Genomic DNA, 18,337 nt, shown 5'->3' on the forward strand with positions numbered 1-18,337 from the left:
TCGAGGTCATAAGTCAAATTTGTCATGAGGTTAAAGAACAACCTCCTGTCAAATCCGTCTTATGCTTGTCGCACCTGTGCAAGGCGCTTTCGCTTTTCGTTTTGGTTAAGTCCTCGATCGATTAGTATTAGTCAGCTGCATGTGTCGCCACACTTCCACCTCTAACCTATCAACCTGATCATCTTTCAGGGATCTTACTAGCTTACGCTATGGGAAATCTCATCTCGAGGGGGGCTTCATGCTTAGATGCTTTCAGCACTTATCCCTTCCGCACATAGCTACCCAGCGATGCCTTTGGCAAGACAACTGGTACACCAGCGGTGCGTCCATCCCGGTCCTCTCGTACTAAGGACAGCTCCTCTCAAATTTCCTGCGCCCACGACGGATAGGGACCGAACTGTCTCACGACGTTCTGAACCCAGCTCGCGTACCGCTTTAATGGGCGAACAGCCCAACCCTTGGGACCGACTACAGCCCCAGGATGCGATGAGCCGACATCGAGGTGCCAAACCTCCCCGTCGATGTGGACTCTTGGGGGAGATAAGCCTGTTATCCCCGGGGTAGCTTTTATCCGTTGAGCGATGGCCCTTCCATGCGGAACCACCGGATCACTAAGCCCGACTTTCGTCCCTGCTCGACTTGTAGGTCTCGCAGTCAAGCTCCCTTGTGCCTTTACACTCTACGAATGATTTCCAACCATTCTGAGGGAACCTTTGGGCGCCTCCGTTACTCTTTAGGAGGCGACCGCCCCAGTCAAACTGCCCACCTGACACTGTCTCCCATCCCGATAAGGGATGTGGGTTAGAATTTCAATACAGCCAGGGTAGTATCCCACCGACGCCTCCACCGAAGCTAGCGCTCCGGCTTCTAAGGCTCCTACCTATCCTGTACAAGCTGTACCAAAATTCAATATCAGGCTACAGTAAAGCTCCACGGGGTCTTTCCGTCCTGTCGCGGGTAACCTGCATCTTCACAGGTACTATAATTTCACCGAGTCTCTCGTTGAGACAGTGCCCAGATCGTTACGCCTTTCGTGCGGGTCGGAACTTACCCGACAAGGAATTTCGCTACCTTAGGACCGTTATAGTTACGGCCGCCGTTTACTGGGGCTTCGATTCAAAGCTTCGCGTGAGCTAACCTCTCCTCTTAACCTTCCAGCACCGGGCAGGCGTCAGCCCCTATACTTCGCCTTGCGGCTTCGCAGAGACCTGTGTTTTTGCTAAACAGTCGCCTGGGCCTATTCACTGCGGCTCATCAAGGCTTTAACACCCTAATGAGCACCCCTTCTCCCGAAGTTACGGGGTCATTTTGCCGAGTTCCTTAACGAGAGTTCTCTCGCTCACCTTAGGATTCTCTCCTCGCCTACCTGTGTCGGTTTGCGGTACGGGCACCTTATTCCTCGCTAGAGGCTTTTCTTGGCAGTGTGGAATCAAGAACTTCGGTACTAAATTTCCCTCGCTATCACAGCTCAAGGTATATGACCATGGGATTTGCCTCATGGTCCCTCTAACTGCTTAGACGCACATCCAATCGTGCGCTTACCCTATCCTCCTGCGTCCCCCCATCACTCAAACAGAATACGGTGGTACAGGAATATCAACCTGTTGTCCATCGCCTACGCTTTTCAGCCTCGGCTTAGGTCCCGACTAACCCTGAGCGGACGAGCCTTCCTCAGGAAACCTTAGGCATTCGGTGGATGGGATTCTCACCCATCTTTCGCTACTCATACCGGCATTCTCACTTCTAAGCGCTCCACCAGTCCTTACGGTCTAGCTTCAACGCCCTTAGAACGCTCTCCTACCACTGAACATCAACGATGTTCAATCCACAGCTTCGGTGATACGTTTAGCCCCGGTACATTTTCGGCGCGGAGTCACTCGACCAGTGAGCTATTACGCACTCTTTAAATGGTGGCTGCTTCTAAGCCAACATCCTGGTTGTCTAAGCAACTCCACATCCTTTTCCACTTAACGTATACTTTGGGACCTTAGCTGGTGGTCTGGGCTGTTTCCCTCTTGACTACGGATCTTATCACTCGCAGTCTGACTCCCATGGATAAATCTTTGGCATTCGGAGTTTGTCTGAATTCGGTAACCCGATGAGGGCCCCTAGTCCAAACAGTGCTCTACCTCCAAGATTCTTACGCATGAGGCTAGCCCTAAAGCTATTTCGGAGAGAACCAGCTATCTCCAAGTTCGATTGGAATTTCTCCGCTACCCACACCTCATCCCCGCACTTTTCAACGTACGTGGGTTCGGGCCTCCATCCAGTGTTACCTGGACTTCACCCTGGACATGGGTAGATCACCTGGTTTCGGGTCTACGACCACATACTCATTCGCCCTATTCAGACTCGCTTTCGCTACGGCTCCGTCTGTCCAACTTAACCTCGCATGTAATCGTAACTCGCCGGTTCATTCTACAAAAGGCACGCTATCACCCATTAACGGGCTCTAACTACTTGTAGGCACACGGTTTCAGGATCTCTTTCACTCCCCTTCCGGGGTGCTTTTCACCTTTCCCTCACGGTACTGGTTCACTATCGGTCACTAGGGAGTATTTAGCCTTGGGAGATGGTCCTCCCTGCTTCCGACGGGATTTCTCGTGTCCCGCCGTACTCAGGATCCACTCTGGAGGGAACGAAGTTTCAACTACAGGGCTTTTACCTCCTATGGCGGGCCTTTCCAGACCTCTTCGTCTATCTCGTTCCTTTGTAACTCCGTATAGAATGTCCTACAACCCCAAGAGGCAAGCCTCTTGGTTTGGGCTAATCCCGTTTCGCTCGCCGCTACTCAGGGAATCGCGTTTGCTTTCTCTTCCTCCGGGTACTTAGATGTTTCAGTTCCCCGGGTCTGCCTTCCATACCCTATGTATTCAGGTATGGATCCTATCCCATAACGGATAGGGGGTTTCCCCATTCGGAAATCTCCGGATCAAAGCTTACTTACAGCTCCCCGAAGCATATCGGTGTTAGTCCCGTCCTTCATCGGCTCCTAGTGCCAAGGCATTCACCGTGCGCCCTTATTAACTTAACCATATGTTTGGGTTGCTTTCGCTTCCCTCACGGTTGTGTTTTTTAAAAAAAGTTTAATATCTCTACTCTATTATATAGAGAGAAAATAACTAAGGTGGCGATTACTCGGTAATCTTCTTCATTACATTATCTAGTTTTCAAAGAACGATTGAATCGAGAGATTATACTCTCAAAACTGAACGAACAGTCCAACATCAAGTTAATTCCGTATATTCCTTAGAAAGGAGGTGATCCAGCCGCACCTTCCGATACGGCTACCTTGTTACGACTTCACCCCAATCATCTGTCCCACCTTAGGCGGCTGGCTCCAAAAGGTTACCCCACCGACTTCGGGTGTTACAAACTCTCGTGGTGTGACGGGCGGTGTGTACAAGGCCCGGGAACGTATTCACCGCGGCATGCTGATCCGCGATTACTAGCGATTCCGGCTTCATGTAGGCGAGTTGCAGCCTACAATCCGAACTGAGAATGGTTTTATGGGATTGGCTAAACCTCGCGGTCTTGCAGCCCTTTGTACCATCCATTGTAGCACGTGTGTAGCCCAGGTCATAAGGGGCATGATGATTTGACGTCATCCCCACCTTCCTCCGGTTTGTCACCGGCAGTCACCTTAGAGTGCCCAACTGAATGCTGGCAACTAAGATCAAGGGTTGCGCTCGTTGCGGGACTTAACCCAACATCTCACGACACGAGCTGACGACAACCATGCACCACCTGTCACTCTGTCCCCCGAAGGGGAAAGTCCTATCTCTAGGATTGTCAGAGGATGTCAAGACCTGGTAAGGTTCTTCGCGTTGCTTCGAATTAAACCACATGCTCCACCGCTTGTGCGGGCCCCCGTCAATTCCTTTGAGTTTCAACCTTGCGGTCGTACTCCCCAGGCGGAGTGCTTAATGCGTTTGCTGCAGCACTAAAGGGCGGAAACCCTCTAACACTTAGCACTCATCGTTTACGGCGTGGACTACCAGGGTATCTAATCCTGTTTGCTCCCCACGCTTTCGCGCCTCAGCGTCAGTTACAGACCAGAAAGTCGCCTTCGCCACTGGTGTTCCTCCAAATCTCTACGCATTTCACCGCTACACTTGGAATTCCACTTTCCTCTTCTGCACTCAAGTTCCCCAGTTTCCAATGACCCTCCACGGTTGAGCCGTGGGCTTTCACATCAGACTTAAGGAACCGCCTGCGCGCGCTTTACGCCCAATAATTCCGGACAACGCTTGCCACCTACGTATTACCGCGGCTGCTGGCACGTAGTTAGCCGTGGCTTTCTGGTTAGGTACCGTCAAGGTACCGGCAGTTACTCCGGTACTTGTTCTTCCCTAACAACAGAGTTTTACGATCCGAAAACCTTCATCACTCACGCGGCGTTGCTCCGTCAGACTTTCGTCCATTGCGGAAGATTCCCTACTGCTGCCTCCCGTAGGAGTCTGGGCCGTGTCTCAGTCCCAGTGTGGCCGATCACCCTCTCAGGTCGGCTACGCATCGTCGCCTTGGTGAGCCGTTACCTCACCAACTAGCTAATGCGCCGCGGGCCCATCTGTAAGTGATAGCAGAACCATCTTTCAATCTAATTATATGTATAAATAGAAATTATCCGGTATTAGCCCCGGTTTCCCGGAGTTATCCCAGTCTTACAGGCAGGTTGCCCACGTGTTACTCACCCGTCCGCCGCTAATCTTTGGGAGCAAGCTCCCTCAGATTCGCTCGACTTGCATGTATTAGGCACGCCGCCAGCGTTCGTCCTGAGCCAGGATCAAACTCTCCAATAAAGTGTTTGATTAGCTCATTTGCACCTATGGTGCTTTGTTGCTGATAAATCAACTTTTTTAGAATTACGCTTGACGTTTTACGTTCGTTCAGTTTTCAAAGAACAATCTCGTTCGCTTCAGAAGCGACCTTCTTAATATATCATTCAGTTCGTTTGATGTCAATAACTTTTTTTAAAATCCTTATGTAAGTTACTGCGTCAGTAACGACTGCTTTAATATAATATCACCTGTTATTATTATTCGTCAATAACTTTTTTAAAAAAATTAATCTATTACATAAATAAAAAAGGAGTCAGCACTTTCATGTTATGCTGACTCCTTTTTTATTATAGTATTTGCGATAAGAACGCTTTCGTCCTTTCATGTTGTGGGTTATCAAATAATTCTACTGGCGTTCCCTCTTCAACAATTTCACCGTAATCAAATAAAACAATACGGTCAGCTACTTGGCGAGCGAACCCCATTTCATGTGTAACAACTACCATTGTCATTCCTGATTCAGCCAACGTCTTCATTACATCCAATACCTCTTTTACCATCTCAGGATCTAACGCTGAGGTCGGTTCATCAAACAACATGATTTTCGGTTGCATCGCCAACGCTCTTGCAATAGCCACCCTTTGTTGTTGCCCACCTGAAAGTTGACCTGGATATTTATCAGCTTGTTCAGGAATACCCACTCTTTCAAGCAACTCTTTCGCGATTTGTTCAGCTTTAGTCTTCTTCCACCTTCTCACCCAAATCGGTGCTAAAGAGATGTTTTTTAGAATCGTCATATGTGGAAAGAGATTAAAAGATTGAAAAACCATCCCTGTTTCTTTTCTTATTTCTTCTATGTTCTTTAAATCATCAGTCAACTCAATACCATCTATTTTTATTTGTCCTTGTTGAAACTCTTCTAAAGCATTAAGGGTGCGAATAAAAGTAGATTTCCCTGAACCAGATGGCCCCAGGACAACAACAACCTCACCTTGTTTCACACTAATATTTACATCTTTTAAAACATGCAGTTGTCCAAACCATTTATTTAATCCCTTTACTTCTATTATATTTTCTCTTTTTTCAATAGGTATATCTATTTTCTCAACTCCAAATATACTTTCCATCTATATATATCCTCCTAACGCTCTCCGGCACCTAAAGTATTTTCCAATCTTCTACTTACATACGACATAAGCGAACAGAATATAAAGTAAATAAACGCGATAAACAGAAATACTTCCATGTTCTTACCTAAAAAGGCGGGATTTGCAATCACCTTTTGTCCCATCCCTAATAATTCAGTTAATCCTACAATCGCTACAAGAGAAGTATCTTTGAAAATTGAGATAAACTGACCAACACAAGCTGGAATCACAGCTTTGATAGCTTGAGGAAGAACAACAAAACCCATGGTATATGTGGAATTTAAACCTAAAGCTTGCGCTGCCTCAAATTGTCCCCTCGGAATTGATTGCAATCCACCTCTTATATTTTCAGCTAAATATGCAGCACTAAATAATGTGAAACCAACCATTGCCCTGAGGACATTACTCACGTCAATACTATTACCTAAAAAAAGCGGCAACATTAACTGAAATACAAATAGTATGGTAATTAGAGGGATTCCTCTTATCAGTTCAATATAAATGATACAAAACCATTTCACTACAGGGAGTTTACTTCGTCTTCCTAGAGCTAATAAAACTCCCAAGGGAAAAGAACAAACAATTGCCACACTTGCAATAAGTAGCGTTAACAAGAAACCTCCCCAAACATTAGAATTCACTTTTGGTAAAATTCCGAAACCATTGAATAGAGAAATAACAAGCGGAATAAACAATATCCATAATAATAAAACTGGTATTTTTAGCTTTTTCACTTTTCTTCCTATTATATAAAAGAGGAAAATGCAAATAATATTCCCTACAAGAATAAGCCTCGTATTTGTTTGGATAAATGGTAGGACAAGAGAAACGACCATTAGCCCACCAATAACCAATGCCACATGCTTCATCACTCCTCGCCATAACCCCCATGAGCTTCCTAAAAGAGCAGAAATGAGAAAAATAGCTACCCAAACTCTCCAAGTCTCCTCTAATGGAAATTGCCCAACCATGAGTAAACGAAAGTTCGTTTCGATCACAGTCCAATCAGCTGTAAAAATAAATTTCCCTGTATGGAAGACAACATATAAAATAATGGCAGTTGACACGATGGTTAATATAATATTTGGCCAAGTACCGAATAAGTTTGTCTTTAACCAACTACCTACACCGACTGTTTTTTTAGGCGGTCCCACAACCGAAGTACCAGTAGTTACGTTCATTTGAGGTTCATTGTTCATGCTTACACCTACCTTTCAACGAGTTGCGCTTTCTTATTAAAGTAGTTCATAAATAAAGAAGTAATTAAACTAAATGTTAAATAAACAACAATCATTATCGCAATAGCCTCTATTGGACGCCCCGCTTGATTCATTACTGTGTTTCCAATACTTACAATCTCTTGATAACCAACTGCAACAGCCAAACTTGAATTCTTAGTTAAGTTCAAATATTGACTGGTTAAAGGTGGGATGATAATTCTAATGGCCTGTGGGAAAATCACCAATCTGAGAGCTGTTGAATTCTTTAACCCTAATGCTTTCGCAGCTTCAGACTGCCCCTTATTGACTCCATTGACCCCAGCTCGTATGATCTCTGCAATAAATGTAGATGTATAAATGACCAACCCGAGTAATATAGCGGAAAATCCAGGTGATAGGACAAAACCACCATCAAACCCATTTCCTGCAACAGACGGAACATGGAAGGTTACTGGTGTATTTCCAGTGACTACGTAAGATATAATAGCAATCACCACGATAACACCAAGCGCCCACAATGATGGAAAATTCTTTTTCCCAGATTCTATTTGTTTCTTTAACATCAAACGATAGACAAAAAGAGCAATTACCAGTGAAACAAGGAATAAAATGCCCCAGAGTAAAATTCCTTGATTTTTTTCATACCAAGGAATAGCTGTACCGCGATTCGAGAAAAGCATCGGTCCAATCTGAAGGGCTTCTTGAATTTTCGGCATTGGTAAAAACACGGCATAAAACCAAATAAATATTTGTACAAGCAATGGTGTATTTCGAAAAATCTCAATGTACACTCCGGCAATTTTACTTAATAACCAGTTATTCGACATTCTCGACAAGCCGACAATCAATCCAAGAATAGTCGTTAAAATAATCCCAAAGAATGCAACCCTCAATGTATTAAGCATGCCTATGAGTAAAGCTTTTCCATATGTATCAGTCGGTTGATAATCAATCATCGCCTCCGAAATAGAAAATCCTGCTGTATTGGCAAGGAAATCGAATCCTAACTGTAAACCTATTTGTCTTAGCCCACTTAAAGCATTGTCAATTAAAAGATATCCGAATGCTAAAACGATAATAGCAAATACTACTTGTAAGATAATTGGGATAATCTTTTTATTTCGCCAAAAAGGTGGAGAAATCGATTTCTTCTGATTCGACAGTTCACTCACATCTTACACTCCCTTCTAGAGGTACCTATTTAACTAATAGTTTAAAAAAGACCTGCTATAGAGAATTCTCATCAAGCAGGTCTATCTTTACTTAACGGAATGGAGGAGAGTAAAGAATTCCGCCATCAGTGTATAATGCGTTTAACCCTCTATCTAATTTGAAAATGGTATCTGCTCCAAGATTCTTCTCAAAAATTTCGCCATAATTCCCTACTTGCTTAATAATCTGGTAGGCAAAGTCATTTGGGAGCCCTAATTGTTCTCCAAGGTTTCCTTCAGTTCCTAACAATCTTCTAATTTCAGGATTTTCCGATTCTAAAAATTCATCAACATTTTTAGAAGTGATGCCAAATTCTTCAGCTTGAATAGTAGCAAAAACCATCCAGTTCACCGCATCAAACCACTTATCATCTCCACCTTTTACTGACGGTCCAAGTGGCTCTTTCGATAAGTTCTCCTCCAAAATCTTATGTTCATCAGGATTTTCCATTACTGCCTGCCTTGCAACTAATCCAGATTTATCTGTTGTCCAAGCATCAATGCTTCCTGATTCATACGCCGCTACTACTGCATCTTGACCATCAAACACAACCGCCTCATGCTCAATACCAAGCGCTCTCATCTGATCTGCTAAGTTCAACTCCGTTGTTGTTCCTGTGTCTACACCAATACGCATACCTTTTAAATCCTCAAGAGACTCTACCCCACTGTCGGCTCTCACCATAATACCTTGGCCATCATAGAAAGTTGTTGGCGCAAAATTCAAACCAACTTCCGAATCACGGTTTGTTGTCCATGTTGTGTTTCTAATTAACACATCAACTTCGCCTGTTTGCACAGCTGTAAATCTCTCTTGAGCAGATAAAGGTCTAAACTCAACGGCTTCGGCATCCCCTATCGCACCCGCTGCTAGTACTCGAGCGAAATCAACATCAAACCCAACGTTCTTACCACTCTCATCGATGTAGCCAAACCCTGGCAATTCATCATTCACTCCAGCAACTAGCTTCTTATTATCAATCACTTTACTAAGAATAGAACTTCCGGATGATCCATTATTCGAATCCCCGCCTTCCTTTCCCCCCGCCTCTTCATTCGAGCAACCAGTTAGCGCAAGCAAAACTACTAAAACGAAACTTATAAAACCAAATGAAATCTTCTTCATAATTACCCCCCTTTACTCTGTTAATTAACAGAATTTTTAGATATTTAACAATAGTAATAGATCCACATGTAAGATTGTCTATCACTATATGTTATATATTAACTTTATTGTTTTTTGTAGTCAACATTATATTTTTAATTTTCTTAAAAATAAAAATATTTAGAATAAATTAAATGCATTTAACAGTTTACTAGAATATTAATCTTATTAATCTCTTCCTATATTACTGGAGTCTAATCAGGTTTAATTACAAATGAAGAGTATTTCTTAATAATATTTATCATTTTACTAACACTCATTCTAAATACCTATTCTATACACCGGATTAATAATCTTTTTTACCAAAACGAACTACATTTACCCTTCCCCTTTTCTTCTCTCGTTTTTCCGCGATTATTTCATAAAAGTAATTTTTCAATATAACACTTTACCTTCTTTCTTTTGAAGAAATAATGAATGAAAAAGATATAACTTTCGATTATAAATGACAAACGATTATAATATTGATGAGGTGAATAAATATGGGTAGAGATAGAAAGTTCTCCATTACAGAATTATACGAACATACACAAGCATTATTACTAGAAGTTGGATATGAAGCATTTACGTTTAGTTTATTGGCAGAAAGGCTAAATGTAGCAAGAGGAACAATTTATAAGTATTTTGAAAATAAAGATGAACTTATTACAGCTTTTATGATTTATGAAATGAATCAATTTATGCAAAAACTCGAGCAAATTGAGGAAAAAGGAGATTTTGAACGGCAATTTACTTACTTAATGGAAATTATCTTTGAAAGAAGTGAGATTCAGGAATTAATCAATATTACAAAGCAAGTGAATACAACAAACGAAAAAACAGCTGCAAATCAATCTTATTTTAAAAACATGAGTATAAATATGTATACATGCTTACAAAACTTTGTCCAACTAGGTAAGCAAGAAGGAAAGTTAAACCCATCCTTGCCAGACACAATGATATTAGGCTTTATTTTTCAATCAGTAGCCATTCCAAATCATTTTCAGTTACCACGTGAGCAATGGGTTCAATCCATTATTCAAATGGTAAGTAACGGGATACGCACTTAATAATTGACACATGTGTCACTTTGGAGCAAAATATGATAGAACCATGGAATTTTTATGATTTTCCACCCCAACCTAACTTGAAAGGATGTCCTATCAAATGAAAAACTTGCTCCATACTATTACTGATCGAGTAGCAACGAAAAAAGGGGCGTGGATTACCATCGTCTGTTGGCTAGTTATCGCGCTAGGGTTAGCATTTTTTGCTCCTAATGCGAAAGATTATCAAGTGGGAAGAATTGCTACTCTCCCTGAAGATAGCCAATCGATTATCGCCCAAAACAAATTAGAAGAATACTTTCCAAGCGCTGACGGTATTCCTGCCATCCTTGTCTTTCAGGATAAAAATGATGAGCAACTTGAAACCTCTGTTTTAGCAGAACAACTAAATAGCTTTAAGAATAATGAAATTAAAGGAATAACTGAGGTCATTCCACTAGAACAATTACCACCTGAAGCACTCGAAGGCTTCTTTTCTGATGATCAATCCATAGCAGTCATTCCACTACAATTTGCATCTAGTATGGAAAGCGGAGATATTCAAACTTCCATTCATCAAATGCAAGATATTATCGAAGATCAAACAGACCTAAACTTTTGGGTAACTGGACCCGCTGGCATTAGTGCAGACTCTCTTGACCTATTTTCAAGAGCTGATGTTGTCCTTATTTTATCTACTGTCGCTTTAATATTAGTCTTACTTATTGTTATTTATCGCTCACCACTGCTTGCTATCATTCCTTTATTGGCTGCTGGATTTGTTTATGAAGTTGTTATGAAGTCATTAGGTATTTTAGGAAGCCTAGGATTAGATCTCAGTCAACAAACCATTTCGATTATGTTGATCTTGTTATTTGCAGCAGTAGTTGATTATTCGCTTTTCGTATTTTCACGTTTTAGAGAAGCATTAAAAAACCATGAAAACTCTTTTGAAGCGATGAAAGTGGCTATGAGAAGTGTTGGCATGCCTGTTTTCTTCTCTGGAGGCACGGTTCTTGCCGCTATGCTTGTTCTTTTCTTTGCCGAGTTTGGTGATTATCGAAACTTCGCTCCAACTTTCGCAACAGCCATGGCGATTATCATGATCTCATCCATAACGCTCATTCCTGCTTTATTTGCGTTATTTGGCAGAAAAGCATTTTGGCCAAAAGTACCGAAAATGGGAGACCATTCAGTGAAAGGAAGTTCTTTCTGGAGTAAGGTAGGACAATTCGTTGTCAAAAAACCGATTGTATCCGTTATATCTGTCGGGGTTATCTTGGTCGTCTCTGCATTAAATATTTCAAACTTAGACTATGAATTTGATACGATAAAATCTTTCCCTGAAGATATGCCATCTCGTGTCGGTTATGAAGTATTAGAAGAAAACTTCTCTAGCGGAGATCTTGCACCAACAACTGTTTTAGTTGAATCATCACAAGCATTATCTGAAGAACAAGTTTCTTCTATTGTCGAACAACTTTCAACAAGGTCAGAAGTAAATGAAGTTAGACCTTCTGGGACAGCTGAAAACAATCAAGTTCTTCAACTGAGCTTGACTTTCAATGACAGTCCTTATGCGATTGAAAGTATTAATGAACTAGAAAAAATAGTAAATGAGAAAGAAGAGTTATTAGATAACAGTAATATAGATGGCGACATTTATTTTTCAGGTGAAACAGCGTCATCATTAGATGATCGTAAAGTGAACAATAATGATATCCTTTTGATTGTTACACTTGAAACGGTCCTCATCTTCTTACTCCTTATCGCTTTGACAAAATCGATCAAAATGCCAATCTATATGATGGGAACTATTCTCATATCATTCTTAGCAGCATTAGGATTGGGAACATTTTTGACAGAGATATTTTTCGGAATCGATGCTGTAAGTAACCGCGTTCCTTTATACGCCTTTGTATTTCTTGTCGCACTTGGAATCGATTATAATATTATGCTCGTTTCTCGCTTTCAAGAAGAAAGAAAGCACCATAGTGTCAAAGAAGCTGTTCAGTTAGCTGTTTCTCATACAGGTGGAGTCATTTCTTCAGCCGGCTTGATTCTAGCCGCAACATTCGCTGTTCTAATGACACAGCCTATCGAGTTACTATTTGTATTCGGATTTATTGTAGCTGTCGGAATTCTATTAGATACATTCCTTATAAGAGGTGTACTTTTACCAGGATTAATTGTTTTATTAGAGAAAGATAAACAAGGAGATAAGCAAAAATCAAAATCTGTTAATAACGGATAGAATACAAAAATTAATTTATGTTTGTACTGCCACAGATGATGTTCTGTGGCAGTTTTTATACGCTGAGAATATAACACATAGATTGATAATACTAATGTAAAGAGGTGAATTTCTTTTTTACAAGAAATATCACTACTCTCTCCTTCTTGCCAAGGAGTTCTTACTACAAACGTTCCTTTTGAACGGTCTTCAATTAGATAAACAGCGTTTACTACACCTCTCCCAATATAGGATATATCTTTCACTTGCCAGACCTCTTCAGACTCTAACGCTATTCGGATTTGTTACTTTAAATGCTTATTCAACCTATTATCAAAAATGACATTAGATTCTCCTAACTACTCTAACGTTTCTATACATATTTCGATCGCCCTTGTTAAATCATATTGACTCCAACTAGGTAGTTTACTATTGGTCAAAGCCAATCGATGAGACGCAGGAATATGAATAAACCCTGCTGGGATATTAATGTTATGTTTTTTTATATAATACAGTACTTGATACATCACATGGTTACATAAATAAGCTCCTGCTGTATTAGATATTTTTGCAGGGAAACCATGATGATGAAGCCTTTCGACCATTTGCCTAATAGGTAGCGTAGAGAAATAACCATCTTCGCCATCCATGTGAATAGGCTCATCCACTGGTTGAACTCCGTTATTATCAACAGGTCCATCATTTACATTAATCGCTATCCGCTCGGGTGTTATTTTATCTCTACCAGCCGCTAGCCCCATAAGTATCACGGCATCTGGATTCATTTCTTCCATTTTTGTTATAAGTGTTTGCTTTACATGTTTAAACGAGACGGGGAGCAAGGCCGTTTGCACATGATAATTCCCAATGTTTTTGCCATCTAATGCTTCCACAACTTCTGCGGTTGGATTAATTGGAAAATCTAAAAAAGGTTCAAAACCGGTTAATAATAATTTTTGCATCTATCTCACCCTTCATTATGTAGAATATTCAATTATTTTATAAAAAAAGAGAAATCGCTTCTTTTCTAAACAAGAAGCGATTTCGTTTTTAAGAATCTTTCCCTAACATTAATTGATCTTTGTTTTCCTTCTGATCGGCAAGGAGCTTGTCGGAATCAACATATACGCGAGTGCTTTCTAGCGCAATGATGACACCTTCTTGCTCAAGAATATCAATGATTTGAAAGTTAATATTCTCTTTAATTTTAAGGAATTCTCCCCAATTGGTTGTGTTCGTAAAGAAATACAAAAATAAGTCATATGAATTATCTTTAATTTCATCAAAAGTAACAAAGATGGTTTCTGGATGGATATCATCATTATTCACTAAAGTTGAATGAATCCTATCAACAATACGTTGCAGCTTATGTCTTGGTGTCTCATGTGAGATCGATAAATTAAAGGTAATTTGTCTTTTTCCCATTCGGCTCCAATTCGTAATGGGTTCATTCGCAATTGTCCCATTTGGTAATGTAACAATCGCCTGAGCGAATGTCCGGACTTTTGTACTTCTGAAGGAAATATCTTCTACGGTCCCTTCAACACTCGGCGTCATAATCCAATCACCCATTGTAAAAGGTTTCTCGGTTATGATAATAAAACCTCCGAATAAATTACCAATAGCATCCTTCGCTGCAAAAGCAATTGCAGCACCACCGATACCAAGCCCTGCTACAAGACCACTGATATTATATTCAAACACTTGTAAGACAATACTTGCAGTAATTACAATAATAACAACTCTTAACATCCTTGATAAAAACGGAATGAGTATATCATCGACTTCAAGTGTATATTTATCACGCATCTTAATGAAAACTGCAGATGATGCAGAAGCAATATTATAGAAGCCCCAACCAATCATTATCATGAACGCTGATCTTATTAAGCGAACAAACAGCGTATTATGTTGCTCTAAATATGGGAAAAACCCCATGGCAATATACAATCCGACAATGATGAATATCCATTTCACCGGTTTTTCAAATGAAAGAAAAATGTGAGATAAAAGCTGTGAATTGGCCTTATTACTCACCTTCATTAACAATTTAAAAACATATTTTGCAAAAATACCGCGAAAAATTAAAAAAAGTATCAAGATTCCTATTGATATCCCTAGCTGAATCCAGGTGTTCTCAGAATCAAGGAATGAAAAAGCGCCTTCCATTTATCTGCCCCTCCTTATAATCTAGTGTTTATCATACCATAACACCGCTTGTTACCATTAGTAAAAAGATATTACCTTATGTAAATAACCGTTCCACACGTTAACAAACCTGATGATTGAAAATAATGTCGAATGTATCTTGTCATCTGCCTTCTTATTCTTTCTCATTTTCAGCTATTCTACCTTGGAGATTTATGTTAAGAAATGCTGTCGAAAAATATTATGCACATTATTATTGATTTTATAATACTGTATGATATACACTATTGTTATTAACGAGGTGATTACAATTGAAAGACTTATTACATTCCCTTACAACAGAGCTAAAACGTGGAACACTTACATTAGCGGTTTTAAGTCAGTTAGACGAACCACAATATGGCTACTCTTTAGTACAAAACTTAGAACAATCGGGCATCGAAATAGAACAAAGTACTTTATACCCTTTGCTTAGACGACTGGAAAAACAAGAACTTGTCACTAGTAGTTGGGACACAACCGAAAGCAGACCAAGAAAATATTATCAGCTTAGTGAATATGGGAAGAAGATCTTCGCAGCATTAAAGGAGGAGTGGGCAAAAATGTCTACTGAAATGAATTTATTATTAGAGGGGGGAAACAACAATGGAATGGATTGATGTTTATATCCATGAGGTTACAAAGCGTCTACCTGAAAAACAACGGAATGACATTGCATTAGAGCTAAAATCATCCATTTTAGATGCACTACCAGAGAATTATTCGCTCGAAGATGTAAAAGCTGTATTGGAGGACTTAGGAGATCCAGCAGAAATCGCGAAGAATTATCGCGATGCACCCTCCTATTTAATCGGTCCTGATTATTATGACTTATTCATGACCACTATGAAGATGATTTTACAACTTGCCATTGGGTTTGCTGTTGCTTTCATCGTTTTTGAAGGAGTAATTACTTACCTAAACAGCAATCAAGATTGGACCTATATATTCACTGTCTTCGGCAAAGGGATTTGGACGGTTCTATCTACAGCTATCCAAGTCGTATTCTGGGTCGCTATTGTCTTCATTATTATGGAACGAACTGGCGTCGCGCCTTATGAAATCGCCGGTACAGGAGAAAAATGGACACCAGATGATTTGAAAAATATTACTGTTATTCCCAAGAAAAAAGGGATCACGAAGATCGATATTTTTGCTGCGTTCCTCTGGACAGCCATATGGGGTACCATTTACTTCTTCGCACTTGATAGGGTCGGTATCTATACACAAAATAATCAAGAAACAGGGTTAACCCTACTGACGCCGATTTTCAACCAAGAACTTCTTCTCTCATTCTGGCCACTTGTTTTGATTGTTATTTTATGCGAGCTCACATTAACGGTATATAAATGGGTAAAGAGGCAGTGGACCAAATCTTTAGCAACCATTAACACTATCTATCAACTCTTGTATACGATCTTGTTCCTGTTAATTATTCTGCAACCAAATCTTTTCCATAGTCATTTAATCAATGAACTTAGTCAGCTCTTTAACACAACAGCAACAAATATAAGTTCAATTCTTGATACAATTATTGGGGTATCTATTGCTATTACCATCATTTCAGCTGTTTATGCTTCGTATGAAGGTTTTAGGAAAAGTAAAATAAAGAATGATACTTTGCTGTAAATCAAAAAAATACCTTACCGATAAGTGAAAGAGAAAAAGCCCGAACCATGTTAAAACATTGAGCATGGGTCGGGCTTTTTCCTATTTATTTCTCTGCTTTCTTTTTCTTTGGTTTTATATATAATCCGAGCTCTTTTCTTTCTTGCATTAATGAACGATATATGGAAATCATCATTAATATCATTATAATTGAAAATGGAAAGGCTGCAATAATTAATGCATTTTGCAGACCTTGCAATCCTCCACTATATAGGAGTATTAAGGCTACTAAAGACTGTGCAACACCCCATGTAAGCTTTACAGAATTGTGAGGGTTTAAGGAGCCATAAGTCGTTTGCATTCCTAAAACAAAAGTCGCAGAGTCTGCTGATGTAATAAAGAATGTCGATACCAACAGAATAGCGATGATAGAAATCACCATAGACCATGGAAACTCATTAAATACAGCAAATAGTACTTGCTCTGTCGGGAATTGACTTAAGTCTACTGCCCCACTTCGCTGCACATTAATAGATGACGTACCGAATACAGCAAACCAGAAAAAGCTGACTAGCGCTGGAGCAAGTAGGACTCCAGATATAAACTCTCTAATTGTTCGTCCCTTAGAAACACGCGCAATGAAAATCCCCACAAATGGTGACCAGGAAATCCACCATGCCCAGTAAAAAATAGTCCAATCGTTAATCCATGAACGATGCTCTCCATCTAATGGTGAAATACTAAAACTCATGCGTATAATATTTTGTATGTAACCACCAATCGTATCTGTAAACATATTTAAGATGAGTACTGTAGGTCCTAACACAAAGACAAGTAAGACTAAAATAACAGCTAACACCATATTAGCATTACTTAAATATTGAATCCCTTTACTCAATCCAGACCATGCCGAGATCATAAATAATACAGTAACTATGGCAACAATAATTATTTGGACCACAAAGCTATCAGGAATTCCGAACAAATACGTTAGCCCTCCATTAATTTGCGCTGCTCCAAACCCTAGAGTCGTTGCCACACCAACCACAGTCGCAAATACAGCCAACACGTCAATGATCGTACCCCAAATACCATCCATTGCTTTTCCAAAAAGAGGTTTCAATGTTGCTGAAATTAAACCTGGCTCTTCTTTTCTAAATTGAAAATAAGCCAGTACTAATGCAACTAATCCGTATATCGCCCAAGCATGTATACCCCAGTGAAAAAATGTATAACGAAGTGATTCCCTAAAAGCTTCATCGGTTTGACCATCAGCTAGTGGAGGTCTTACATAATGTGAGAGCGGTTCAGCAGCACCCCAAAAGACTAACCCTATTCCCATACCCGCACTAAACAACATCGCGAACCATGATAGGGTAGAAAATTCTGGCTTAGAATCTTGTTTTCCTAACTTAATAGAACCAATGGGGCTAAAAATGAGGAATAAACAAAAAGCAACTATAATAGTTACTAATATAAGGTAATAAAACCCAAAACTATTTGTTAAAAAAGCTTGTAAATTTGCAGTTACACTTTCAAACAAATCTGGAACTGCTACACCTAAAATAACAAAAATAAAAACAATAAATACGGTAATCCAAAACACATTTGATACTCGCTTCATAGAATAGTCCTTTCAAATAAATTCTTGTCCACGTAATTCTAAACAATAAAGATTTGCACCTTATTCTTTCTTAGTTTGAGACAAATTTTTTTATTTATTCTTTGTTTAAAAGAATACGCACCGTTCGACAAATTT

Annotated in this window: 11 protein-coding genes and 2 rRNA genes; 4 read left to right on the forward strand and 9 right to left on the reverse strand. The window is 40.0% G+C overall.

From position 1 onward, the window contains the following. Nucleotides 1-101 precede the first annotated feature (101 nt). From LG276_RS19550 to LG276_RS19575, 6 genes are all read right to left on the reverse strand, one after another. A 23S ribosomal RNA gene (locus tag LG276_RS19550) occupies nucleotides 102-3,034 on the reverse strand. Nucleotides 3,035-3,253: 219 nt separating this feature from the next. Continuing rightward, a 16S ribosomal RNA gene (locus LG276_RS19555) occupies nucleotides 3,254-4,802 on the reverse strand. The 16S and 23S rRNA genes sit together here, the layout of an rRNA operon. A 326-nt stretch (nucleotides 4,803-5,128) precedes the next feature. Then, complete coding sequence (locus LG276_RS19560; RefSeq protein WP_263624454.1) at nucleotides 5,129-5,908, reverse strand: amino acid ABC transporter ATP-binding protein; 780 nt, start codon at nucleotides 5,906-5,908, stop codon at nucleotides 5,129-5,131. A 14-nt stretch (nucleotides 5,909-5,922) separates the two neighbouring features. After that, the gene (locus tag LG276_RS19565) at nucleotides 5,923-7,128 is read right to left on the reverse strand and encodes an amino acid ABC transporter permease (protein ID WP_404292556.1); all 1,206 of its coding nucleotides are present in this window, start codon (nucleotides 7,126-7,128) and stop codon (nucleotides 5,923-5,925) included. A gap of 8 nt (nucleotides 7,129-7,136) precedes the next feature. After that, complete coding sequence (locus LG276_RS19570) at nucleotides 7,137-8,312, reverse strand: ABC transporter permease subunit (RefSeq protein ID WP_285840905.1); 1,176 nt, start codon at nucleotides 8,310-8,312, stop codon at nucleotides 7,137-7,139. 100 nt (nucleotides 8,313-8,412) lie between these two features. Then, on the reverse strand, nucleotides 8,413-9,486 hold the full coding sequence (locus tag LG276_RS19575) for an amino acid ABC transporter substrate-binding protein (protein WP_404292558.1): 1,074 nt from the start codon (nucleotides 9,484-9,486) through the stop codon (nucleotides 8,413-8,415). 521 nt (nucleotides 9,487-10,007) lie between these two features. Between LG276_RS19575 and LG276_RS19580 the strand changes: the two genes are divergently transcribed. Further along, the gene (locus tag LG276_RS19580; RefSeq protein ID WP_224939315.1) at nucleotides 10,008-10,574 is read left to right on the forward strand and encodes a TetR/AcrR family transcriptional regulator; all 567 of its coding nucleotides are present in this window, start codon (nucleotides 10,008-10,010) and stop codon (nucleotides 10,572-10,574) included. 97 nt (nucleotides 10,575-10,671) lie between these two features. Continuing rightward, nucleotides 10,672-12,804, forward strand: coding sequence for an MMPL family transporter (locus LG276_RS19585; protein WP_289434512.1), 2,133 nt, complete (start codon nucleotides 10,672-10,674; stop codon nucleotides 12,802-12,804). 338 nt (nucleotides 12,805-13,142) lie between these two features. Here LG276_RS19585 and LG276_RS19590 read toward each other — a convergent pair whose 3' ends face one another. Both LG276_RS19590 and LG276_RS19595 read right to left on the reverse strand, forming a co-directional pair. Beyond that, on the reverse strand, nucleotides 13,143-13,745 hold the full coding sequence (locus LG276_RS19590; protein WP_224939312.1) for a pyroglutamyl-peptidase I: 603 nt from the start codon (nucleotides 13,743-13,745) through the stop codon (nucleotides 13,143-13,145). A gap of 88 nt (nucleotides 13,746-13,833) precedes the next feature. Further along, the gene (locus tag LG276_RS19595; protein WP_289434516.1) at nucleotides 13,834-14,952 is read right to left on the reverse strand and encodes a mechanosensitive ion channel family protein; all 1,119 of its coding nucleotides are present in this window, start codon (nucleotides 14,950-14,952) and stop codon (nucleotides 13,834-13,836) included. A 290-nt stretch (nucleotides 14,953-15,242) separates the two neighbouring features. Here LG276_RS19595 and LG276_RS19600 point away from each other — a divergent pair, with 290 nt between their 5' ends. After that, entirely contained in the window at nucleotides 15,243-15,590 is a 348-nt protein-coding gene (locus tag LG276_RS19600; protein ID WP_224939310.1) for a PadR family transcriptional regulator, read from the forward strand. Further along, the gene (locus LG276_RS19605; protein ID WP_289434518.1) at nucleotides 15,577-16,599 is read left to right on the forward strand and encodes an HAAS signaling domain-containing protein; all 1,023 of its coding nucleotides are present in this window, start codon (nucleotides 15,577-15,579) and stop codon (nucleotides 16,597-16,599) included. The genes LG276_RS19600 and LG276_RS19605 overlap by 14 nt, the downstream gene beginning before the upstream one ends. An 85-nt stretch (nucleotides 16,600-16,684) precedes the next feature. Here LG276_RS19605 and LG276_RS19610 read toward each other — a convergent pair whose 3' ends face one another. Next, on the reverse strand, nucleotides 16,685-18,202 hold the full coding sequence (locus tag LG276_RS19610; protein ID WP_404292560.1) for a BCCT family transporter: 1,518 nt from the start codon (nucleotides 18,200-18,202) through the stop codon (nucleotides 16,685-16,687). Between the last annotated feature and the right edge of the window lie 135 nt (nucleotides 18,203-18,337).

It is taken from the genome of Cytobacillus kochii (genome assembly GCF_044790165.1).
Taxonomy (GTDB): Bacteria; Bacillota; Bacilli; order Bacillales; family Cytobacillaceae; genus Cytobacillus; species Cytobacillus kochii.